We start from the raw sequence: 20976 nt of genomic DNA on the forward strand, positions 1-20976 counted from the left end.
CCGTTTTCGAGGTAATACATGAGCATCTGGCACCTGATCATCCTGCTGGTCGTGGTCGTAGTGATCTTTGGCACCGGCAAGCTGCGCAACATCGGCTCCGATCTCGGTAGTGCCATGCGCGACTTCAAGAAGGGCCTGAACGGCGACGAGGAAGAAGCCAAGCGCAAGGAAGACGCCGAGCGCCTGCGCGCCGATCCGCCCGCGTCGTCCGCTGGCCAGACCACGCAGAGTCAGCGCGACTCCAGCGATCCGAAGTAAGCCGGCGGGTTGCGGCGATGATCGAGATCAGCTTCGGCAAGCTGGTGCTGCTGGCGCTCATCGCGCTGATCGTGCTCGGCCCGGAAAAGCTGCCGGGCGCGGCGCGCACCGCCGGTGCGCTGCTGCGCCGCATGCGCAGTGGCTGGGACAACGTGCGCGCCGAAGTGGAGCGCGAATTGCAGATCGAGGAAATCAGGCGCACCGCGCGCGAGGCGGCCGCCCGCGCCGAGGCGGCGCAGGCCGAACTGGATGCGGCCGTGCAGAAGGTCCGCGAGGTGGGCAACGAGACTCCGCCACCTGCCGCGACGGCGGTCGAGGCGGGCGAGGAACCCCCGGTCATGCTGCCGCTGGCGGAGACGCCGTCAGCGCCCGCCACCGCCGCCGATGATGCCGGGTCCGACGACCGTACCGGCGACCTGTTCGCCCCGGTGAAGTCTCCCGCGGAGCCGCCGCATGGCCACGCCTGAGCCCGACATCGACCTGCAGCAAGGCCTGTTCTCGCACCTGCTGGAGCTGCGCACGCGCCTGCTCAAGGCCTGCGCCACGGTGCTGCTGGTGCTGCTGGCGCTGGTGCCGTTTGCCAACCGCCTGTACACCGAACTGGCCGCACCGCTGGTGGCGCGCCTGCCGCAGGGCGCACACCTGATCGCCACCGAGGTGGCCAGCCCGTTCGTCACGCCGCTGAAGCTGGCGTTCTACGCGTCGCTGTTCATCAGCATGCCGATGATCCTGTACCAGCTGTGGGCCTTCGTCAGCCCCGGGCTGTACAAGCACGAGAAACGCCTGGCCCGCCCGCTGCTGGCCGCGGCGCTGGTGCTGTTCTACGTCGGCTGCGCGTTCGCCTATTTCCTGGTGCTGCCGGCGGCGTTCCGGTTCCTCACCGCGGTGACTCCGCAGGGCGTGGAGATGATGACCGACATCACCCACTACCTCGACTTCGTGATGCTGATGTTCTTCGCCTTCGGGCTGTGCTTCGAAGTGCCGGTGGCCGTGGTGGTGCTGGCCGCGGTGGGCATCGTGGACGTGGACAAGCTGCGCAGCGGGCGTCGCTACGCGATCGTGGGCGCGTTCGCGATCGCCGCCTTCATCACCCCGCCAGACATCACCTCGATGATCATGCTGGCGGTGCCGATGTGCCTGCTCTACGAGCTGGGTGTGCTGGCGGTGCGCTGGCTGGTCAAGCCGGTGAAGCCGAGTCCGGCCGGCAGCTGATCGCGCGCCAACGGCGTCAGTACAAATCGATCGGATCGACATCCAGCGACCAGCGCAGCTTGCGCGCCAGCGGAAGCCTGGCCAGCGCCAGCTGCCACGAGCGCAGCATGCCGTGCAGGCTGCGCCGGCTGGCGGCTTCCAGCAGCAGCTGGGCGCGATGACGGCCGGCGCGCAGCGGCATCGGCGCGGGCATCGGGCCGGCGATCTGCAATGAATCGTCCTGCGGCAAGGCCGCGCGTGCGGCGGCGAGGAAGCCGTCCACGTCCTCGCGCCGCACCGACTCGGCACGCAGCAGCACCTGGTGGCTGTATGGCGGCAACTGGATCAGCCGGCGTTCGGCCAGCAGTTCGCGCGCCGCCGCCGCATAGCCTTGCGCCAGCAGGCTGCGCAGCAGCGGGTGTGCCGGCTGGTGGGTCTGCAATACCACGCGGCCGGGCTTGCTGGCGCGGCCGGCGCGGCCGGCCACCTGCACCACCAGCTGGGCCAGCCGTTCGCCCGCGCGGAAGTCGATGCTGTGCAGGCCTTCGTCGACACCGACGATGGCAACCAGGGTGAGGTTGGGCAGGTCGTGGCCCTTGGCCAGCATCTGGGTGCCGACCAGGATCGCCGGCTGGTCGTCGGCCAGCGTTTCCAGCAATTGCTCGAAGGCGTCCCGGCGCCGGGTGGTCTCGCGATCGACGCGCAGCACCGGCACCTGCGGAAACAGCGTGACCAGCGCCTCCTCCAGCCGTTCGGTGCCCTGGCCCTGCGGCTTGAGATCGCCGGCGCCGCAGGTGGGACAGGCGGCGGGCAGGCGCTGGCGATAATCGCAGTGGTGGCAGATCAACTGGCGCCGACCCGCGTGCAGGGTCAGCGGCCGCTCGCAGCGGGGACAGTCGGCGTGCCAGCCGCAGGCGTGGCACAACAACACCGGCGCGTAGCCGCGGCGGTTGCGGAACACCAGCGCCTGTTCGCCGCGCCCCACCGTGTCCGCCACCGCGGCCAGCAGGGCGGGCGACATGCCGTGCTCCAGCCGCTGCGCCCGCATGTCGATGATCTGCACCTGGGGCGGCCGGATCGCGCCGGGGCGTGCACGCAGGTGCAGGGTGCGATAGCGACCGGCCTCGGCGTTGGCCAGCGATTCCAGCGATGGCGTGCCCGAGCCCAGCAGCACCGGCACGCCCAGCGCCCGGGCGCGCACCACGGCCAGGTCGCGGGCGTGGTAGCGGAAGCCGTCCTGCTGCTTGTAGGAGCCGTCGTGTTCCTCGTCGACGATGATCAGCCCGGCCTGCGGCAGCGGGGTGAAGATCGCCGAACGGGTGCCCAGGATCACCCGCGCCGTGCCGGCGCGTGCCCGCAGCCAGGCGCGGGCGCGATCGCCCTCGGACAGGTTCGAATGCAGCACTTCGATCAGCACGCCGAGCCGCTGGCGCAGGCGCCGCACGGTCTGCGGCGCCAGGCCGATTTCCGGCACCAGCAGCAGGGCCTGCTTGCCCTGTGCCAGCACCTGTTCGATCAGCGCCAGGTAGACCTCGGTCTTGCCGCTGCCGGTGACGCCGTCGAGCAGGAAGGGCTGGAAGCTGCCGAGGCTGGCGCCCACCGTGGCCACCGCCTGCTGCTGCTCCTCGTTGAGTTGCGGTGCCGGCGATGCTGGCGGACGGTGATCTGCTGGCGGCCGTTCGCTGCGTTCGAGCAGGCCGGCCGCGGCCAGCCGCCGGGCCGCTTCGCGCCAGCCGGGCAGGCGTTCGGTCAGTTCCTGCGCGCTCAACGCTCCCGTGGCGAGCAGGGCCAGGAAGGCCTTGCTGCCGCCGCGTCGGTTGCCGGCCTCGTGGGCCTGGTGGCCGGCCGCGGCAAGCGCCCAGTATTCATCGCCGATCGGTGGCAGCGGCTTCGCCTCGCGCAGGGGCAGCGGCAGCGCATTGCCATAGGCCTCGCCCGGCGCGCCGAGCCAGTAGTCGGCGGCCCAGGCCAGGGTCTGCATCAGTTCGGCGTCGAGCAGGGGCTCGTCGTCCAGCAGACGGGTTACCTGCTTCAGCCGGCCGCCCTCGACCGCGGCGGCGGGCTCGATCGCCACCACGACGCCGACGCGCTTGCCGCGGCCGAACGGCACCAGCACCCGGCTGCCCACGCCAGCCTCTCCCGCGGCCGGTGGCAGGTAATCGAACAGGGTAGGCAGGGGCACCGGCAGGGCGATGCGCAGGACGGCGGGCATGGGCGACCTCATGGGCGGGCCAGTGTAACCGCCGGCCTCGTCCGGCTTGCCACGCCATGTGCGGCCGCTCGCCCGGAGTTGCGTGAACTTGCTTCCCGTCTATCGAGGAGTCGGGGGTAAGTGGCTATCCCGGGGAGGGTTTTACGCTTATCCACAGCGGCTGTGGATAAGTCTGTGGATGCAACGGGGAGGGCAGGCCGCAAAGGGCGTGGTGGCGCCCTTCATGACGGCTTGACGACGTTTTGGTCACGTAGAAAAATTGTTTTCAATCAAGCACATGCAAAATGCGTTCGGGCATGGTTCACACAATTGACAAACCCGTGAGCAGTGCCTTGACAGTCAGTTGATGCTGTGCAAAACCGCTGGCGGAGCCATCGAAAAACGGGCTCAGTGAGCCATGCCCAAGGCCGCCGCGATCGTCAGCGCGAACATCAGCAACCAGAAGTAGAACCAGCCGATGAACCAGAATTTCACCACGGTCATCGGCCAGCCCTGGTGGTAGACCCGTTTCTGCATGATCAGCAGGTAGGTGGGGATCCACAGTATCAGCAGGGCCTGCACCCAGCCCAGCACGTAGCCGGTCCAGGCCGCGTGCGGACGCAGCCAGGTCGACAGCATGCCGGTGAGGGTGATCAGCAGCAGGCCGAGGAACATGAAGGCATGACTGTGCAGGGCCACGATCAGATGCTCCATGTACAGCCGCCGGCGAAACACGTAGAACAGCTTGAGCAGGCCGGCGAATACCGGGATCAGCACGAACATGGTCGCCGGCAGCGTGCCGAAGACGCCGTTGATCATCCGTTGCTTCGCATCGGCGCGGGCGGCGGGGTCGCCATCCTTGAACGTGCGCCAGTTGACGTGGATCTGGTGGCCCAGCCGGGCCAGTCTGGCGTTGGCGATCTCCGGCAGCCAGCTGATGTGGACCTGCCCGGAGTCAGGCTCCGTCGTCTCGCTGTCCCGGGTCACGGCCTGGAGGTTCGCGGCGACGGAGGCGGCCGGCATCGGTGCGGCGCCAAGTTCGGCCAGGCGCTTGTTCGCCTGCTGCCGCATGTTCTCGGCGGCCAGTTCGAGCTGGTGTTGCGGCAGCACGCCATACGCGGCGATGTGCGGCAGGGTCTGGAGCTGGCTCTTCAGTACCTTGCGGACTTCCTTCGGGGTGTCGGCGTCCTTGAAGGTATCCCCGGTCACCGTCACCACGGGTCGGTCGTCCACGGCGATCCTGGCGGCAAACTGGTCGATCGCCAGGTGAAACACGAAGAACGACAACAGGCACAGCACGAACATCAGCCGGAACGGCGCGATGTAGCGCACCCGCCGGCCGCCGAAATATTCCAGCGTGAGGAACCCCGGCTTCAGCAGCAGTGGCGGCAGCGTGTGCACGATGCGACCGTCGATGTGCAGCACCGTCTCCACGGTCTCCTCGAACATGTGGTGCATCGGCTTGAGCACGCTGTGGATCGACTGCCCGCACTCGTGGCAGAACTCGCCCTGCATCGGGGCGCCGCAGTTGGCGCAATGCAGTCCTTCGTAGCTGGTGAGCTGCTTCATGGCAGTCCGTAGTTCGTCGCAGCGGGGAATAGTCGCACAGGTTGCCCGGGCGGCGGCCGTGACGAATGGCTCAGGTAGAATGGCCGGCTCTGGAGTCTGCTGTGTCGATGAAACCCTTCCGTCCCGAACGTGCCCGTCTGCAGCACGAGGTGCGCGCCACGGTGCGTCTTGCGCTGCCGTTGATCGCTGCCCAGCTGGCGGCGATCGGCAGCAACGTGATCGACACGGTGCTGGCCGGCCACGTCAACGAACACGTGCTGGGCGCGGTGGCGGTGGGCGCGAACATCTGGTCGCTGGCGATCGTCAGCGGCATCGGCATGATGATGGCGGTGCCACCGTCGGTGGCCCAGCTCGATGGCGCCGGGCGCCGGCCGGAGGTGGGCGCGGTGTTCCACCAGGCGCTGTGGATGGCGCTGGGCATGGGCGTGCTGCTGTGGTTCGCGGTGCGCCACGCGGAACCGCTGATCGATTTCATCGGGGTGACGCCGAGCCTGCGCCACGACGTGCAGCGCTTCCTGCTGGCGATCAGCTGGGGCGCGCCGGCGCTGACCTGTTACTTCGCGCTGCGCGGCCTGTCCGAAGGGCTGTCGCTGACCCGGCCGTCGATGTATTTCAGCCTCGGCGGGCTGGTCCTGCTGATCCCGCTGGGCTACGTGCTGATGTTCGGCAAGCTGGGCATCCGGCCGCAGGGTGCGCACGGCTGCGGCGTGGCCACCGCGATCGTGCTGTGGCTGGAGATGCTGGCGTTCGGCATCTACGTGGTCTTCCGCCGCAACTACCGCGGGCTGGGGCTGTTCGAGCGTTTCGAATGGCCGGACCTGCGCCGGATCGGCCAACTGCTGCACATCGGCCTGCCGATGACGGTGACCCTGCTGGCCGAGGCCGGGCTGTTCGTGGCCACCGCGCTGATCATCGCCACGCTGGGCGAGTCGGTGATCGCCAGCCACCAGATCGCGATCAACATCGCCTCGTTCTTCTTCATGATCCCGCTGGGACTGGCGATGGCGATCACCGTGCGGGTGGGCAATGCGGTAGGGCGCGGCGACGAGCAGGGCGTGCGCTACGCGGGCTTCTGCGGGATTGGCCTGACCCTGGTGACCCAGCTGGTTTCGGCCGGCTTCATGCTGGGCCTGCCCCATTTCATCGCCACGCTGTACACGCGCGATCCGAAGGTGATCATGCTGGCCGCGCAACTGATCATGCTGGCCGGCGTGTTCCAGTTTTCCGACGGCATCCAGGTGGCCGCCAATGGCGCGCTGCGCGGCCTCAAGGACACCCGCGTGCCGATGGCGATCACCCTGTTCGCGTACTGGGTGGTCGGCATGCCGGTGGGCTGGTGGCTGGCGTTCCACCACGGCATGGGCGCGCGGGGCATGTGGATCGGCCTGATCGCCGGCCTGTCGGTGGCCGCGGTGATGCTGTTCACCCGCTTCTGGCGCAGCGCCTGGAAACAGCGCTGGCGCCGCCACCGGTCGATCACGGCAGCGGCCTGACCCTCGACCCGCTACGCTGGCCCATCAAACACGGACTACCCATCGCATGACCTCACCGCCACCGCTCCGCCGCAACGGCTTCTGGGCCTTTCTCTGCGCCGTGGGGCGTTTCATCAACGGTTGTCGGCTGATCATCATCAACGTGGTGTTCTTCGGCCTGCTGTTCGTCCTGCTGCTGGTGCTCGGCGCCGACGTGGATCGCACGGTGCAGTCCGACAGCGTGCTGGTGATCAAGCCGCGGGGGCAGCTGGTCGAGCAGTCCAGCATCGATCCGCTGCAGCGCGCGCTGGACGGCTTGTCCGGCGAAGAGCCCCGGCAGGTGCAACTGCGCGACCTGATCGGCGCGATCGATGCCGCGGCGAAGGATCCGCGGATCAGCCGCATCCTGCTGCTGCCCGACGAACTGCAGGGCGGCGGCTTTGCCGCGTTGCGCGAAGTCGGCGCGGCGCTGGACCGGTTCCGGGCGGCGGGCAAGCCGGTGATCGCCTGGGGCGTGAACCTGGACCAGGGCCAGTATTACCTGGCCGCCCACGCCGACCGGCTGCTGGTCGATCCGCAGGGCGGCGTGATGCTCACCGGCCTGGCCAATTACCGGCTGTTCTACAAGGACCTGCTGGACAAGCTCGGCGTGGACGTCCACCTGTTCCGGGTCGGCGAGTTCAAGAGCGCGGCCGAGCCGTACATCCTCGACCACGCCTCGACCGAGGCGAAGCAGGCCGACAGCTACTGGATGGGTGGCCTGTGGACGGGCTACCTGGCCGAGGTGGCGCAGCTGCGCAAGCTGGACCCCGCCACGTTGCGCGACGACGTCGACAACCTGCCCGAGCATATCGCCAGCACCCAGGGCAACCTCGCCGAGCTGGCGCTGAACCAGCACCTGGTCGACGGGCTGGCCACGCGGGCCGATCTGATCGCGATGATGCGCAAGGAAGGCGTGCCGGCCGACCGCAAGGGCCACGACTTCCGCCAGATTGCGCTGGACCGTTATGCCTCCGCGGTGTCGCGCGATGGCGACCTGCCCGCTGCGGGCGTGGCGATCGTGGTGGCCGAGGGCGAGATTGCCGGCGGCAAGCGCGGTCCCGGTTCGATCGGTGGCGAATCGACGGCGGCGCTGATCCGCAGCGCCCGCGAGGATCGCAAGACCAGGGCGCTGGTGCTGCGGGTCAATTCGCCCGGCGGCGAGGTGTATGCCGCCGAGCAGATCCGCCGCGAGGTCGAGCTGACCCGCACGGCCGGCATTCCCGTGGTCGTCTCGATGGGTGACGTGGCGGCCAGCGGCGGCTACTGGATCTCGATGAATGCGAACCGCATCTTCGCCGAGCCCAACACGATCACCGGATCGATCGGCATCTTCGGCCTGTATTACACAGTGCCCGGCACGCTGGCCAGGCTCGGCGTGCAGAGCGACGGCGTCAGCACCGGGCCGATGGCCGGCGCGTTCGACATCACCCGCCCGCTCGATCCGAAGGTCGGCACGGTGATCCAGGCAATCATCGACAAGGGCTATCGCGATTTCGTGGGCAGCGTGGCCAAGGCCCGGGGCAAGAGCTACCAGGCGATCGACGCCATCGCGCAGGGGCGGGTGTGGACCGGCGAGCAGGCGCTGCAGCGTGGCCTGGTCGACCAGCTCGGCGGGCTGGACGCGGCGGTGGCCGAGGCGGGCCGTCTGGCCCGGCTGGGCAAGGACTATCCGGTGCGCTACGTGGAACCGCCGCAAGGCGGCTTCGAGCGCTTCCTGATGGGCCTCAGCCAGAGCGCCAGCGTGCATGTGCTGCAATCGTTCGGCGTGCGCCTGCCGGACTGGGTCGCTCAGCTGCCGGCGAAAGCCCCCGAACTGCAGTTGTTGCGCAATGCGAAGGCGGGCACGCCGAACATCTACGCGGACTGCCTGTGCCGTCCGCGTTGAGCTGAGGCCGCCAGCGGCTACTGCCCCGCGGCCTCGATCTGCTTGTCCTGCTCGGCGGATTTTTTCTCCAGCGCCTTGCTGACGTCCTTCGCGCGCTGCTCGTCGGCGCGCATCGCGTCGAACGGCGTGCTGACCGCGGCCGGTTTCGCCTGCGGTTCGGGCGGCTTGCGCGAGCATGCGCCCAACGCGGCAAGGCAGAGCAGGAGCGGCAGCAGCTTCATGGCGATGTCCGTGCATGATGGATGCGGCGAGTGTCCCGCCAGTGGCGGGCGCCAGGCAAGGAACGCGTTGGCAGCCTGCGTATCAGGCTTTAAGCTGACCGGATGAACAGCCGCCTCGATGCCTGGCAACTGCAAGGCCACAACGCCCTGATCACCGGCGCCAGCAAGGGCATCGGCCACGCCACGGCGCGCGAGCTGGCCGGGCTGGGCGCCAACCTGCTGCTGGTGGCGCGCGATGCGGATCACCTGGAGCAGGTCAGGGTCGAGCTGGCCGACGATTTCCCCGCCAGCGAGGTGATGGCGTTCGCCGCCGACGTCAGCGAAGCGGAGGACCGGCTGGCCGTGTTCGACTGGATCGCCGACCTGGGCACGCCGCTGTCGCTGCTGGTCAACAACGCCGGCGGCAACCAGCCTGGCGCCACGCTCGACTATCGCGTGGACGACTGGCGCCGGATCTTCGAGCAGAATCTTTTCAGCGCGTTCGAGATGTGCCGGCTGGCGCATCCGCAGTTGGTGCAGCACGCGCATGCGGCGATCGTCAACGTGGGCTCGGTATCCGGGATGACCCACGTGCGCACCGGTTCGCCCTACGGGATGAGCAAGGCCGCACTGCACCAGCTCACCCGCAACCTGGCCGCGGAGTGGGCGGTGGACGGCATCCGGGTCAACGCCGTGGCGCCGTGGTACATCCGCACCCAGCGCTCCGAACCGGCGCTGGCCGATGCCGACTACCTCGACGAGGTGCTCGATCGCACGCCGCTGGACCGGATCGGCGAACCGGAGGAAGTCGCCGCGGCGATCGCCTTCCTGTGCCTGCCCGCAGCCAGCTACATCACCGGCCAGGTACTGGCGGTGGATGGCGGTTTCCTGAACTACGGCTTCTGAGCCTTGCGCGCGCCGGCGCGCCGCGGCGTCAGAACTCGGCCACGTGATCCTCGGCGGCAAAGCCGATGGTGACCGCGCCTTCGCCCACGTTGACCATGCCGGTGATGCTCATCGGCGCTTCCATCAGCTCGACGCCGCATTCCTCGCAGGCCTGGCGCAGCTCGAGATAGCCGGGCAGGTGCTCCAGCACGGCAAGGTCGCCGCCGTAGCTGGCGCACACCATGGGCACGATCAGGCCGGCGCGGACCCGTTTGGTCACGTAGCCGAACAGCGCCTCGGCGCCCTGCTCGAAGCCGCGCACCTTGCCGACCGGGCCGGTTTCGCCCTGGAAGCAGCGCAGGATCGGCTTGATGTCGAGCGCCGAGCCCAGCATCGCACTGACCAGGCCCACGCTGCGATCGTTCTTCTTCTTGGCGCGGGCGCGCAGGTAGTAAAGGTCACGCGGCAGCATGTAGCCATAGGTGTGATTGGCGACATGGGTGAGTCGCTCGCGGATCGCCGCGGGCGGTTCGTCGGCGGCGATCAGGCGGGTCGCCTCGTAGATCGCCGGCGCGGCGCCGGCGAAGATGTTGCGGGTGTCGACCACGCGCATCATGAACGGGCCGGGGACGCCGGCCTGGTCGCGCACCTGGCGATAGTTCTTGAGGATGCCGAAGCTGGCCTTGTTGACGTGCTCGTTGATCGGGCTGCGGGTGGCGGTGATGGTCAGGCAGAACACGCAGTCCTGTTCCAGCACCAGTTTTTCCAGGAACAGCTTCTGGACCTCTTCCACCGGGCACGGTTCGGTCTCGGCCGAATGGCTGCGGTTGCCCAGCCGGCGGTTGATGAAGCGCTGGATCTCCTCCGGCCGGCGGTCATCCATGAAGACTTCGCGGTCGATCCGGACCGTGATCGGCATCACCGCGATGTCGTGCTTCTGAAGGAACTCCTGCGAAAGATCGCAGGCCGCATCGATTGCCAGACCCATCCGCATCAGGTAGTCCCCCGCAACATTGATGGCAGGCAAAACATAACATGAGGGCCGTGATTGTGGCGTCTGTCGCGACTTTGAACGAACGCCGCGATGATCCGGCTGGTCGGGGGCCGACGGCCCCCCTAAAATGAAGCCACTGAACTGGCATCTCGCCGGCGTGGCGTCGCCGGTAACGTGATTCGGGCAATACCCAGATGAAAAGCAAACAGGAAATCGTCTCCAACTGGCTGCCGCGCTATACCGGCACCGCGCTGGAGCAATTCGGCGAACACATCCTGCTGACCAATTTCGGCAATTACGTGGAGCTGTTCGCCCAGTGGCATGGCGTGGAGGTGCAGGGCCGCGACCGGCCGATGCCGAACGCCACCGCCGACGGCATCACCCTGATCAACTTTGGCATGGGCAGCCCCAACGCGGCGACCGTGATGGACCTGCTCGGTGCCATCGAACCGCAGGCCGCGCTGTTCCTGGGCAAGTGCGGCGGGGTCAAGAAGAAGAACCAGTTGGGCGACCTGGTGCTGCCGATTGCGGCGATCCGTGGCGAGGGCACCAGCAACGACTACCTGCCGCCGGAGGTGCCGGCGTTGCCGGCGTTCCAGTTGCAGCGTGCCGTGTCCACCATGATCCGCGACCTTGGCCACGACTACTGGACCGGCACGGTCTACACCACCAACCGGCGCGTGTGGGAACACGACGACACGTTCAAGGATTACCTGCGGCGCACCCGCTGCATGGCGGTGGACATGGAGACGGCGACGATCTTCGCCGCCGGCTTCGCCAACCGGATTCCGTGTGGCGCGCTGCTGCTGGTATCGGACCAGCCGATGGTGCCCGAGGGCGTCAAGACCGAGGCCAGCGATCGCAACATCACCGCGAAGTATGTCGAGGCCCACATCAAGATCGGCATCGAGGCGCTCAAGCTGGTGCGTCGCAACGGTCGCAGCGTGAAGCACCTGCGCTTCGAGGAAGAGATCGAGGCGGAATGAGCCTGCAATGAAGAGCCCCGCCATGGCGGGGCTCTTCATGTCGCGAGTCGACCGGGTCGAATGCCCGGTCAGGCTTCCGGCGCGCCCGGGAATTTCAGGCTGAGGCCTTCGCCCTGCACGGTGGACACCCAGTCGATCACGATGCCCCGGGCACGCTGTGCGCTGGACGGATCGAAATGCACTTCCAGGCCGTTGGCCACCGCCACGATGTCGTGCTCGCTGGGCGGCGCCAGCTGGAAACCGGCGCTGTGGTCGGGGCCGATCTCCAGGTGCAGCGCCACGCCCTGCGCGTTCGCGGTGCCCTGGCGGATCGCCTCGGCGGCGGCGTCGGTGATGGTGATTTCCGGCGGCGTGCGGTCCGGCGCGGACACGCCGAACAGCTGGTGCAGTTCGCCGCTGCCGTACATCTGGCGAATGATGTCGGCGCCGCCGACCAGCTCGCCTTCCACGTACAGCTGCGGAATCGTCGGCCAGTCGCCAAAGGCCTTGATGCCTTCGCGGATCTCCGGATCGTCCAGCACATTGACCGTGTGATATTCCGGCAACAGCTCGTTGAGCGTATTGGTGGCGGCGGCGGAGAAGCCGCACATCGGCTGGCTGCGGTTGCCCTTCATGAACAGCACCACGCGGTGCTCCCTGAGCAGGGTTTCGATGCGTTCGCGGGTGCCGGGATCGAGCGACATGGCGTGATTTCCTGAGGATCGGGGGAGACCGTCCATGATACCGCGCCTGCGGGGCCGGCTGACTTGACCCGGATCAGCTTGAAAAATGACTCATGGGCATTTATAAATGACCGATGGTCAACAAAACTCCCGCCAAGATCGGTCCGGGTCGTCGCGCCGTCAGCGCCGACCTGAAGGATCGCCGCCGCAGCGAAATCCTTGCCGCCGCGCTGCGACTGCTGTCGGAGCGGCCGTATGCGACGATCACGATGAGCGACGTGGCCACGGCGGCCGGCGTGGCCAAGGGCACCAGCTACTTGTACTTCCCCACCCGGGAGGCGCTGTTCCTGCAACTGCTGGCCGAGCACTACCTCGGCTGGTTCGATGCCTTCGATGCGCAGTTGCAGGCATCCGCCGCCAGCGACCTCGACGGCTGGATCGACGGGCTGCTGCAGGATTTCGCCCGGCGTCCGCTGCTGCTGCAGCTGATGGGCGTGCTGCATGCCGTGCTGGAGCACAACGTGCCGGTGGCCGAGGTGCTGGCGTTCAAGCGGCAACTGGCGCAGCGGGTGACCGCCAGCGGTGCCGCGCTGGAACAGCGGCTGCAACTGTCGCCCGGTGCGGGCAGCCGCCTGCTGCTGTGGCTGCAGGCGATCGTCCCCGGCCTGGCACAGATGGCGGCGCCGCCGGCGCCGTTGCGGGCCGCGCTGCTGGCTGCGCCGGATCTGTCCGGCTTCGTGATCGACTTTTCCGCCGAACTGCGGCGACTTCTGCTGGCCCTGATTGCCGGCTTGCGTACCTGCCCGGAGACCTTGCATGACACCCGAACCTGATCACCGCACCGCCCTGGTGACCGGCGCCTCCAGCGGGCTGGGCGTGGCCTTTGCCCGCGAGCTGGCACGGCGTGGCTGGAACCTCGTGCTGGTGGCGCGCAGCGAGGCGCCGATGCAGCAACTGGCCGATGAATTGCGCGCCGACGGTGCGATGGTGCAGGTGCATCCGCTTGACCTTGCCGATGCGGCCGCGCGCGAAGCGCTGGTGGCGAACCTGGCCAGCGCCGGCGTGCAGATCGATGCGCTGGTCAACAACGCCGGCTTCGGCGTGTTCGGCGATTTTGCCGACACCGACTGGGCGCGCCTGGAAAGCATGCTGATGGTGGACGTGATGGCGCTCACCCATCTGACCCGCCTGTTCCTGCCGGGCATGCGCCAGCGCGGCTACGGCCGCGTGCTGCAGGTGGCTTCGACCGGCGCGTTCCAGCCTACGCCGGGCTACGCCGCCTACGCGGCGGCGAAGAGCTACGTGCTGGCGTTTTCCCACGCGCTGGACGAGGAGCTGCGGGACAGCGGCGTGCATTGCACCGTGGTTTCCCCCGGGGTCACCGCCACCCGTTTCCTCGAAGTGTCCGGCCAGCGCGCCACCTGGTACCAGCGGCTGACCCGGATGGAGGCGCCGGCAGTGGCCAGGCGCGGCATCGACGCGATGCTGGCCGGGCGCGCCGGGGTGATCACGGGCTGGGTCAATGCCTTGATGGCCCACTCGATCCGGCTGACGCCACGCGCGCTGTCGGCGCGGGTGGCGGGCAGGCTGATGCGCAACTGAGCCGGTGCGGCGGGCGATCAGTCCTGCGTGCGCAAGGCGTCCGCCGCCACCGGGGCGATCGCGGCCAGCCAGCGCCGGTACTGGTCGGCGGCAGGATGCAGTCCGTCTGCGGCGACCAGCTGTGGATGCGCCCGCGAGATGCCGGTGATGTCGGCGAAACCGGCGCCCGCGCGTGCACTCTCGTGGCGGGCGATCGCGTTGTAGACGTCCAGTTCCTCCGCGATCACCGAGCGGTCCCGGCCCTGTTCGCCGGCGAAGCGGGTGACGCCCCAGTCGGGAATCGACACCACCACCACGCGGGCGGCGCGGCCTCCCGCCAGTGCCGTGGCACGGGCCAGCAGCGCGGCGAACTGCGTGCGGTATTCGTCGGCCGGCCGGCCGCGATACTGGTTGTTCACGCCGATCTGCAGGCTGACCAGCGCGTAGGGCGGGTGCAGCGCGGCCTGGTCCATGCCCTGCGCCAGTTCGTCGGTGGTCCAGCCGGTGACCGCGATGATCTGCGGCTCGTCGATCGCCAGGCCATCCGCCCGCAACTGCCGCACCAGCAGGGCCGGCCAGCGTTCGTCGGCCGCCACGGCCTCGCCGATCGTGTACGAATCGCCGAGCGCGAGATAACCCGTCGGCACGGCGTTCAGGCCACCGCGGCGGCGGGCGACTGCTCGCGCGCCATCCCCGCCAGCACCCGTTCGATGCGCACGAACACTTCATGCAGCTGCACCGGTGGCGGCAGCAGGGTCAGCCGGAAGTGTCGGCTGCGCGGCACGTTGAAGCTGCTGCCGGGCACCACCAGCACCGACTCCTCTTCCAGCAGGCGCAGCGCGAACGCCTCGTCGTCGAAGCCGGGAATGCGGTCGGCGCGCACCTGGGGGAACGCGTAGAGCGCGCCATCGGGTGCGACCAGTTCCAGGTATTCGCTGGCGGCCACGCCGTCGAGCACGGCCCGCCGCGCCTCATGCAGGCGGCCGCCGGGAGCGGTCAGCGTGCCGATCGTGGGCGCGTCCTGCAGGGCGGGCAGCACCGCCCACTGCGCGGTGACGTTGGCGCACAGGCGCAACGCGGCCAGCAGCTGCAGTGCGTCGCGATAGGCGGCGCTGTGGGTCGGGTCGCCGGAAAGACTCATCCAGCCGACCCGGTAGCCGCAGGCACGATGGACCTTCGACAGGCCGCCGAAGCTGAGGCAGGGCAGCTCGCCGGCCACTTCGGCCAGCGGCTGGAACCGGGCGCCGTCGTAGAGGATCTCGTCGTAGATCTCGTCGGCCAGCAGCAGCAGCCGATGGCGCGCCGCGATCGTCACCAGCCGTTCCAGCATCGCGCGCGGGTAGGTGACGCCGGTGGGATTGTTCGGGTTGATCAGCACCAGGGCGCGGGTGCGCGGGCCGATCAGCGCCTCGATCTCGTCCGGATCGGGCAGGTGGCCGTTGCGCGCCAGGCAGCGGTAATAGCGTGGCTGGCCACCGTTGAGGATGGTGGCGGCGCTCCACAGCGGATAGTCCGGGCTGGGCAGCAGCACTTCGTCGCCGTCCTGCAGCAGCGCGCGCAGGGACAGGTCGATCAGCTCGCTGACGCCGTTGCCGACGAAGATGCGTTCGGCGTCCACGCCGCGGGCGCCGCGGGCGCGCTGCTGCGCGGCAATCGCCTCGCGGGCCAGCTCCAGTCCCTGCTCGTGGCCGTAGGCCTCGCTGTCGTGCAGGTGGCTGGCGATCGCCTCGCGCAGGTGCGCCGGCGCCTCGAAACCGTAGCGGCCGGGGTTGCCGATGTTGAGCTTGATGATGTCCCGCCCGGCCGCTTCCAGCTCGCGTGCGCGCCGGGTCAGCGCCCCGCGGATTTCATAGCGCACGTCCGCCAGGTGCGCACTGGGTGTGATCGAGACCAACGCCGGTATCCTTGTCGCAGGTTGATGACGGGCGGCGGTCGTGCCGCCGGCAGCCCGATGCTAGCAGCGTGATGCAGTGCAGCGCGAGGGCTGCAAGGCCGTTTTGCGGTTCATCGTCGGGCAATCTTCGGGCAGGGCATAATCACCGAACCGTGCCGACTGATCTCCCCCATGAGTGATCCCGAAACGATCGAACGCCTGCGCCGCATCGGCTGGCGTGGTGACCGGCTGCCCGACGGCGGCTTGCGGCTGGCGCGGGTGGTTGCCCAGCACCGGGCCGGCTACGAATTGCACGACGGCCAGACGCTGTTCGGCGCGCAGCCGGACGGGCGCTACCTCAAGCGCGGCATCGATGCGGGCGAGCGGCCGGTGGTTGGCGATTTCGTCGAAGTGAGCGACGGCAAGCCGCCGCACATCGTCAACGTGCTGCCGCGGCGCACGGTGCTGTCGCGCGCCGCCGCGGGCGAGCGCTACGAGCGCCAGCTGATCGCCACCAATATCGACTACGTGCTGGTGCTGACCGGCCTGGACGGCGATTTCAATCCGGCGCGGATCGAGCGCTACCTGTCGCTGACCGAGGATTCCGGCGCGCAGCCGGTGGTCCTGCTCAGCAAGCTGGACACCCGCGACGACGCGGACGCGCAGATCGCGGCCTTGCGCGCACGGCTGCCCGCCGATGTGCCGATCCATTCCTTGAACGGCAAGGACCCGGCCAGCGTGGCCTTGCTGGCCCGCTATCTCGGGCCGGGCGACAGCGCGGTGCTGGTCGGTTCGTCCGGCGCCGGCAAGTCGACCCTGACCAACACCTTGCTCGGCACCGCCACGATGGCCACCGCCGAGGTGCGCAGCCACGACAGCCGCGGCCGCCACACCACCACCCATCGCGCCCTGCTGCAGCTGCCCAGCGGCGGCTGCATGATCGACACGCCGGGCATGCGCGAACTGAAGCTCACCGGCGAGGAAAACCTCGACCTGTTCGCCGACATCGAGGCGCTGGCCGAAGCCTGCCGGTTCGCCGATTGCGGCCACGGCAGCGAGCCGGGCTGCGCGGTGCAGGTGGCGCTGGACAATGGCGAGCTGGCGCCCGGCCGCTGGCGCAACTACCTCAAGCTGCACGACGAGCGCGAGGAGCAGGCGGCCACGCTGGAAGCACGTCTGCGCAAGCAGCGCGGCGGACGTCCGATCGAACGGCCGCACGGCCATCGCGGGCAGCGCGAGCGCGACTGAAGCCGGGCGGCTCCCACGCTGGCGGGCGAAGCGTCTAGTATCGCGGCAACGCCATGGGTGCGCCGGCATGCGCTGGCGGAGTCGCCGCCTGCCACCCACCGCCGCGCGCCCGGATGGTGCGCCGACGCCGCCACCTGCGCTGGACTGCCACCATGAACGCCCCGGACCATCACGTCGCGCCCGAGCTGCAGCGCTATGCCGCCCTCGACCAGCGCCTGCTGGCGGCCGTGCGCGGCATCCACATCCTGCCCACGGTGGCGTGGCCGGCGTCGCTGGAAAACCGCATGATCGACGCTTACAGCCGGGGCCAGTTCAGTCTGCCGGAAGTGACGTACGCGCGGCCGGAACTGAGTGCCGTGCGGGCCGAGCTGGCGGCGATCGAGGCCGCCGCCGGCGGCAGCGATCCGCTCGACATCGATCCGCTGGGCGACTACCTGCGGCGCACCGCCGAGTCCTGGCGCATCGCCGCCGAAATGCTGGAGTCGGTCGGCAGCGCGGGCGTCACTGCGCCGTCGATCGCCCTGTATGGACGTCCGGACGACATGATCCCCGGCAGCCAGCGCAGCAACCTGGACGCCGCCCATTACTTCGTCGCCCTGTCCGACGAGCTGGGTGCGGACCTGCTCGCCGACGACAGCATCGTGAACATGCCGGCCGACGCGCTGCGCGCCGACCTGTCCGCCACCCTCGACGACTTCTTCGGCGCCGGCACGATCAGCGTGGAAGTGGACCCCGAACTGACCGCCAAGGCCGCCGCCGGCGCCACCCGCATCCGCCTGCGCGGTGGCGACTGCTTCAGCGACTACGATCGCCACCAGTTGCTGGCGCACGAGGCCTTCGTGCATTCGCTGACCGCCCTGAACGGCCGCCGGCAGCCGTTGCTGGCGTCGCTGGCGCGCACCTCGCCGCGGGTCACCGCCACCCAGGAAGGCCTGGCGGTGTTCGCCGAGCTGATGTCCGGCGCCATCGACATCACCCGGCTCAAGCGCATCAGCCTGCGCATCCTGGCCATCGACATGGCGCTGAACGGCGCGGATTTCGTCGAGGTGTACAAGTATTTCAGCCTGTGCGGGCAGAGCACGGCGGACAGCTTCCACTCGGCCCAGCGGGTGTTCCGCGGCGTGCCGCCGGGCGGCGGCGCGGTGTTCGCCAAGGACAACGTCTACCTGTCCGGGCTGCTCACCGTGCACACCTTCTTCCGCTGGGCGCTGCGGCAGCGGCGGATGGATCTGCTGCGCCACCTGTTCGCCGGCAAGCTGACCCTGCACGACGTGATCGCGCTGCAGCCGCATTTCGAATCCGGCGCGATCCTGCCGCCGCGCTGGCTGCCGCCGTGGATGCAGCACGTGCATGGACTGGCCGGCAAGCTGGCCTTCTCGGTCTTCATCAACGGCATCCAGTTGAGCCAGGTGCAGGGCGAGGACTGGCTGGCCGGCGTCTGAATCCGCGCCGTGGTCGAAACCGGGGCAGGCCGCGCCGGTGTTAACATCACGGCACGTCGACTGCACTGCCGGCCGACGCTCCTTCAAGGACAACAACGCATCCCATGAGCCTCCCCGAAGAACTGCGCCTCGCCGCGCTCGAATATCACCGCCTGCCCCGGCCGGGCAAGATCAAGGTCACCCCGACCACCTCGCTGCTGACCCAACGCGACCTGTCGCTGGCGTATTCGCCCGGCGTGGCGGCGGCCTGCGACGCGATCGTCGAGGACCCGACCACCGCCGCCGAATACACCGCGCGCTCGAACCTGGTGGCGGTGATCAGCAACGGCACCGCGGTGCTCGGCCTGGGCAACATCGGCCCGCTGGCCAGCAAGCCGGTGATGGAAGGCAAGGGCGTGCTGTTCCAGAAGTTCGCCGGCATCGACGTGTTCGATATCGAGATCGACGAGAACGATCCGGACAAGCTGGTCGACATCATCGCCAGCCTGGAGCCGACCTTCGGCGGCATCAACCTGGAAGACATCAAGGCGCCGGAGTGCTTCATCGTCGAGCGCAAGCTGCGCGAGCGGATGAAGATCCCGGTGTTCCACGACGACCAGCACGGCACCTCGATCATCGTCGGCGCGGCGCTGATCAACGCGCTGGTGGTGGTCGGCAAGAAGATCGAGGACATCCGCGTGGCCACCACCGGCGCCGGCGCGGCGGGCATCTCCTGCCTGGACATGCTGGTGGCACTGGGCGTGAAGCCGCAGAACATCCTGGCGTTCGACCGCGACGGCGTGATCCACACCGGGCGCACCAACCTCGACCCGGACAAGCAGCGCTACGCGCGCGACACGAAAGCGCGCACGCTGGCCGAGATCGTCGATGGCGCGGACGTGTTCCTGGGCCTCTCCGCCGGCGGCATCCTGAAGCCGGAGATGGTCGCCACGATGGCCGAGCGGCCGATCATCTTCGCGCTGGCCAACCCGAATCCGGAGATCACCCCGGAAGACGCCAAGGCGGTGCGGCCGGACTGCATCATGGCCACCGGTCGTTCGGACTATCCGAACCAGGTCAACAACGCGCTGTGCTTCCCCTACCTTTTCCGCGGCGCGCTGGACGTGGGCGCCACCGTGATCAACGAGCCGATGAAGATCGCCTGCGTCAAGGCGATCGCGGCGCTGGCGCGGCGCGAGTCGTCCGACGTCAGCGCGCGCGCCTACGGCGGCAAGCCGCCCAGCTTCGGGCCGAATTACCTGATCCCGCAGCCGTTCGACCCGCGCCTGCTGCTGCAGCTGCCGCCGGCGGTGGCGAAGGCGGCGATGGATTCGGGCGTGGCCACGCGGCCGATGGCCGATTTCGCCGAATACACCGATCGCCTCACCAGCTTCGTGTTCCGCACCGGCCTGCTGATGAAGCCGGTGTTCGAGCGGGCCAAGTCCGCGCCCGCGCGGCTGGTCTACGCCGAGGGTGAGGAAGAGACCGTGCTGCGCGCGGTGCAGGTGGTGGTCGACGAAGGCCTGGGCAAGCCGATCCTGATCGGTCGCCCCGAGGTGATCGACAAGCGCATCAAGCGCGCCGGCCTGCGCATCCAGCCCGGCGTCGACATCGAGATCTGCAACATCAACTCCGACCCGCGCTTCGACGACTACTGGCAGCACTACCACCGGCTGATGGAGCGCCGCGGGGTCACGCCGTCGATGGCCAAGGCGGTGATCCGCTCGCGGCCCACCGCGATCGCGGCGCTGATGGTCGAGCGCGGCGAGGCGGACGCGATGATCTGCGGCCTGGTCGGCCAGTACCAGAGCAAGCTGCGCTACATCCGCGACATCATCGGCCTGGACGAGGGCGTGGTGGAACCGTCGGCGATGGCCGCGGTGTCCACCGACAAGGGCACCTTCTTCTACCTCGACACCCACGTGCAGGACGATCCCTGCCCGGAGCAGATCGCCGAGGCCACGCTGCAGGCATCGATCCGGCTGAAGCTGTTCGGCATCCAGCCGAAGATCGCGCTGCTCTCCGGCGGCAACTTCGGCAGCCGCGACACCTGCGGCTCGAAGAAGATGCGCAAGGCGCTGGAGCTGATCCGCGCCCGCGCGCCGCGGCTGGAAGTGGAAGGCGAGATGCAGGCCGACGTGGCGCTGGTGCCGGCGTTGCGCGAAAAGCTGTTCCCGCATTCGCGGCTGGAAGGCAAGGCGAACGTGTTCGTGTTCCCGAACCTGGACGCGGCCAACATCGCCTACAACATGACCCGCATGCTGTCGGACGGCGTGGTGATCGGCCCGATCCTGATGGGCGTGGCCAAGCCGGCGCACATCCTGATGCCGCAGTCGACCGTGCGCCGGGTGGTCAACATGAGCGCGGTGGCCTGCGTCGAGGCGCAGATCCGCGCGGCAACTCGCCACCCGGGCTGACGCCACCCGGCCGCCCGGTCGGGCGGCCGATCCGGCGCATGGTGGCCATGTCGCCATGCGCCACCGCATGGAGCCTCGATTGGCGACCCCCGGGCCCAGCG

Annotated in this window: 18 protein-coding genes and 1 pseudogene; 12 read left to right on the top strand and 7 right to left on the bottom strand. The window is 68.9% G+C overall.

Annotated elements, in window-relative coordinates; genetic code table 11:
* Nucleotides 1-18: 18 nt before the first annotated feature.
* The 3 genes from tatA to tatC are packed head-to-tail and all read left to right on the top strand — an operon-like array spanning nucleotide 19 to nucleotide 1470.
* Nucleotides 19-258 carry a twin-arginine translocase TatA/TatE family subunit gene (gene tatA / locus I6J77_RS02260; RefSeq protein WP_204110409.1) on the top strand — a complete coding sequence of 80 codons (240 nt, stop codon included), beginning with the start codon at nucleotides 19-21 and terminating at the stop codon, nucleotides 256-258.
* 17 nt (nucleotides 259-275) lie between these two features.
* Nucleotides 276-725, top strand: a complete 450-nt coding sequence (gene tatB / locus I6J77_RS02265) for a Sec-independent protein translocase protein TatB (RefSeq protein ID WP_204110410.1) — start codon at nucleotides 276-278, stop codon at nucleotides 723-725.
* Complete coding sequence (tatC, locus tag I6J77_RS02270; protein ID WP_204110411.1) at nucleotides 712-1470, top strand: twin-arginine translocase subunit TatC; 759 nt, start codon at nucleotides 712-714, stop codon at nucleotides 1468-1470. Before tatB ends, tatC begins: the two co-directional genes overlap by 14 nt.
* Nucleotides 1471-1486: 16 nt before the next feature.
* Here the strand turns inward: tatC and I6J77_RS02275 are convergent, their stop codons facing one another.
* Both I6J77_RS02275 and I6J77_RS02280 read right to left on the bottom strand, forming a co-directional pair.
* Nucleotides 1487-3661, bottom strand: coding sequence for a primosomal protein N' (locus I6J77_RS02275; protein WP_204110412.1), 2175 nt, complete (start codon nucleotides 3659-3661; stop codon nucleotides 1487-1489).
* A gap of 387 nt (nucleotides 3662-4048) precedes the next feature.
* Nucleotides 4049-5209: a DUF3667 domain-containing protein gene (locus I6J77_RS02280; RefSeq protein ID WP_204110413.1), complete on the bottom strand. Its 1161-nt coding sequence runs from the start codon at nucleotides 5207-5209 to the stop codon at nucleotides 4049-4051.
* A gap of 107 nt (nucleotides 5210-5316) precedes the next feature.
* Between I6J77_RS02280 and I6J77_RS02285 the strand changes: the two genes are divergently transcribed.
* Together I6J77_RS02285 and sppA are read left to right on the top strand one after the other, a co-directional pair.
* On the top strand, nucleotides 5317-6702 hold the full coding sequence (locus I6J77_RS02285; protein ID WP_204110414.1) for an MATE family efflux transporter: 1386 nt from the start codon (nucleotides 5317-5319) through the stop codon (nucleotides 6700-6702).
* 46 nt (nucleotides 6703-6748) lie between these two features.
* The gene (gene sppA / locus I6J77_RS02290; RefSeq protein ID WP_204110415.1) at nucleotides 6749-8608 is read left to right on the top strand and encodes a signal peptide peptidase SppA; all 1860 of its coding nucleotides are present in this window, start codon (nucleotides 6749-6751) and stop codon (nucleotides 8606-8608) included.
* A gap of 17 nt (nucleotides 8609-8625) precedes the next feature.
* On the opposite strand, the gene I6J77_RS02295 is transcribed toward sppA, so the two are convergent.
* The gene (locus I6J77_RS02295; RefSeq protein ID WP_007809979.1) at nucleotides 8626-8829 is read right to left on the bottom strand and encodes a hypothetical protein; all 204 of its coding nucleotides are present in this window, start codon (nucleotides 8827-8829) and stop codon (nucleotides 8626-8628) included.
* Nucleotides 8830-8931: 102 nt separating this feature from the next.
* Between I6J77_RS02295 and I6J77_RS02300 the strand changes: the two genes are divergently transcribed.
* Complete coding sequence (locus I6J77_RS02300; protein ID WP_056763589.1) at nucleotides 8932-9714, top strand: SDR family oxidoreductase; 783 nt, start codon at nucleotides 8932-8934, stop codon at nucleotides 9712-9714.
* Between the two features lie 28 nt (nucleotides 9715-9742).
* Here the strand turns inward: I6J77_RS02300 and I6J77_RS02305 are convergent, their stop codons facing one another.
* Nucleotides 9743-10687 carry a DegV family protein gene (locus tag I6J77_RS02305; RefSeq protein WP_200946052.1) on the bottom strand — a complete coding sequence of 315 codons (945 nt, stop codon included), beginning with the start codon at nucleotides 10685-10687 and terminating at the stop codon, nucleotides 9743-9745.
* Nucleotides 10688-10881: 194 nt separating this feature from the next.
* Between I6J77_RS02305 and I6J77_RS02310 the strand changes: the two genes are divergently transcribed.
* A complete protein-coding gene (locus tag I6J77_RS02310; protein ID WP_204110416.1) occupies nucleotides 10882-11673 on the top strand; it encodes an AMP nucleosidase in 792 nt (263 codons plus the stop codon).
* 80 nt (nucleotides 11674-11753) lie between these two features.
* On the opposite strand, the pseudogene grxD reads toward I6J77_RS02310, so the two are convergent.
* Nucleotides 11754-12356, bottom strand: a pseudogene (gene grxD, locus I6J77_RS02315) (Grx4 family monothiol glutaredoxin); the annotation flags it as partial.
* 113 nt (nucleotides 12357-12469) lie between these two features.
* On the opposite strand from grxD, the gene I6J77_RS02320 reads away from it, so the two are divergent.
* Nucleotides 12470-13168 carry a TetR/AcrR family transcriptional regulator gene (locus I6J77_RS02320; protein ID WP_239309152.1) on the top strand — a complete coding sequence of 233 codons (699 nt, stop codon included), beginning with the start codon at nucleotides 12470-12472 and terminating at the stop codon, nucleotides 13166-13168.
* Nucleotides 13152-13937, top strand: a complete 786-nt coding sequence (locus I6J77_RS02325; protein ID WP_204110417.1) for an SDR family oxidoreductase — start codon at nucleotides 13152-13154, stop codon at nucleotides 13935-13937. The genes I6J77_RS02320 and I6J77_RS02325 overlap by 17 nt, the downstream gene beginning before the upstream one ends.
* A 17-nt stretch (nucleotides 13938-13954) precedes the next feature.
* Here the strand turns inward: I6J77_RS02325 and I6J77_RS02330 are convergent, their stop codons facing one another.
* Both I6J77_RS02330 and I6J77_RS02335 read right to left on the bottom strand, forming a co-directional pair.
* Nucleotides 13955-14563, bottom strand: coding sequence for an SGNH/GDSL hydrolase family protein (locus tag I6J77_RS02330; protein WP_204110418.1), 609 nt, complete (start codon nucleotides 14561-14563; stop codon nucleotides 13955-13957).
* A gap of 5 nt (nucleotides 14564-14568) precedes the next feature.
* Nucleotides 14569-15810 carry an aminotransferase class I/II-fold pyridoxal phosphate-dependent enzyme gene (locus I6J77_RS02335; protein WP_204110419.1) on the bottom strand — a complete coding sequence of 414 codons (1242 nt, stop codon included), beginning with the start codon at nucleotides 15808-15810 and terminating at the stop codon, nucleotides 14569-14571.
* Nucleotides 15811-15981: 171 nt separating this feature from the next.
* On the opposite strand from I6J77_RS02335, the gene rsgA reads away from it, so the two are divergent.
* From rsgA to I6J77_RS02350, 3 genes are all read left to right on the top strand, one after another.
* Complete coding sequence (gene rsgA, locus I6J77_RS02340; protein WP_204110420.1) at nucleotides 15982-17037, top strand: ribosome small subunit-dependent GTPase A; 1056 nt, start codon at nucleotides 15982-15984, stop codon at nucleotides 17035-17037.
* A gap of 152 nt (nucleotides 17038-17189) precedes the next feature.
* Complete coding sequence (locus tag I6J77_RS02345; RefSeq protein ID WP_204110421.1) at nucleotides 17190-18479, top strand: flavohemoglobin expression-modulating QEGLA motif protein; 1290 nt, start codon at nucleotides 17190-17192, stop codon at nucleotides 18477-18479.
* Nucleotides 18480-18583: 104 nt separating this feature from the next.
* Nucleotides 18584-20875 (top strand): NADP-dependent malic enzyme, encoded by a 2292-nt coding sequence (locus I6J77_RS02350; RefSeq protein ID WP_204110422.1) that lies wholly within the window; start codon nucleotides 18584-18586, stop codon nucleotides 20873-20875.
* The last annotated feature ends 101 nt before the right edge of the window (nucleotides 20876-20976 follow it).

The sequence above is a fragment of the Rhodanobacter sp. FDAARGOS 1247 genome (assembly GCF_016889805.1).
Lineage (GTDB): Bacteria > Pseudomonadota > Gammaproteobacteria > Xanthomonadales > Rhodanobacteraceae > Rhodanobacter.

What these genes read in the sequence shown, in the direction of transcription:
- I6J77_RS02310 (WP_204110416.1), top strand. Translation starts at nt 10,882, where the DNA reads ATGAAAAGCAAACAGGAAATCGTCTCCAACTGGCTGCCGCGCTATACC.
- I6J77_RS02320 (WP_239309152.1), top strand. Translation starts at nt 12,470, where the DNA reads ATGGTCAACAAAACTCCCGCCAAGATCGGTCCGGGTCGTCGCGCCGTC.
- tatC (WP_204110411.1), top strand. Translation starts at nt 712, where the DNA reads ATGGCCACGCCTGAGCCCGACATCGACCTGCAGCAAGGCCTGTTCTCG.
- I6J77_RS02300 (WP_056763589.1), top strand. Translation starts at nt 8,932, where the DNA reads ATGAACAGCCGCCTCGATGCCTGGCAACTGCAAGGCCACAACGCCCTG.
- sppA (WP_204110415.1), top strand. Translation starts at nt 6,749, where the DNA reads ATGACCTCACCGCCACCGCTCCGCCGCAACGGCTTCTGGGCCTTTCTC.
- I6J77_RS02295 (WP_007809979.1), bottom strand. Translation starts at nt 8,829, where the DNA reads ATGAAGCTGCTGCCGCTCCTGCTCTGCCTTGCCGCGTTGGGCGCATGC.
- I6J77_RS02350 (WP_204110422.1), top strand. Translation starts at nt 18,584, where the DNA reads ATGAGCCTCCCCGAAGAACTGCGCCTCGCCGCGCTCGAATATCACCGC.
- I6J77_RS02285 (WP_204110414.1), top strand. Translation starts at nt 5,317, where the DNA reads ATGAAACCCTTCCGTCCCGAACGTGCCCGTCTGCAGCACGAGGTGCGC.
- I6J77_RS02325 (WP_204110417.1), top strand. Translation starts at nt 13,152, where the DNA reads ATGACACCCGAACCTGATCACCGCACCGCCCTGGTGACCGGCGCCTCC.
- I6J77_RS02305 (WP_200946052.1), bottom strand. Translation starts at nt 10,687, where the DNA reads ATGCGGATGGGTCTGGCAATCGATGCGGCCTGCGATCTTTCGCAGGAG.
- I6J77_RS02275 (WP_204110412.1), bottom strand. Translation starts at nt 3,661, where the DNA reads ATGCCCGCCGTCCTGCGCATCGCCCTGCCGGTGCCCCTGCCTACCCTG.
- tatB (WP_204110410.1), top strand. Translation starts at nt 276, where the DNA reads ATGATCGAGATCAGCTTCGGCAAGCTGGTGCTGCTGGCGCTCATCGCG.
- tatA (WP_204110409.1), top strand. Translation starts at nt 19, where the DNA reads ATGAGCATCTGGCACCTGATCATCCTGCTGGTCGTGGTCGTAGTGATC.
- rsgA (WP_204110420.1), top strand. Translation starts at nt 15,982, where the DNA reads ATGAGTGATCCCGAAACGATCGAACGCCTGCGCCGCATCGGCTGGCGT.
- I6J77_RS02345 (WP_204110421.1), top strand. Translation starts at nt 17,190, where the DNA reads ATGAACGCCCCGGACCATCACGTCGCGCCCGAGCTGCAGCGCTATGCC.
- I6J77_RS02280 (WP_204110413.1), bottom strand. Translation starts at nt 5,209, where the DNA reads ATGAAGCAGCTCACCAGCTACGAAGGACTGCATTGCGCCAACTGCGGC.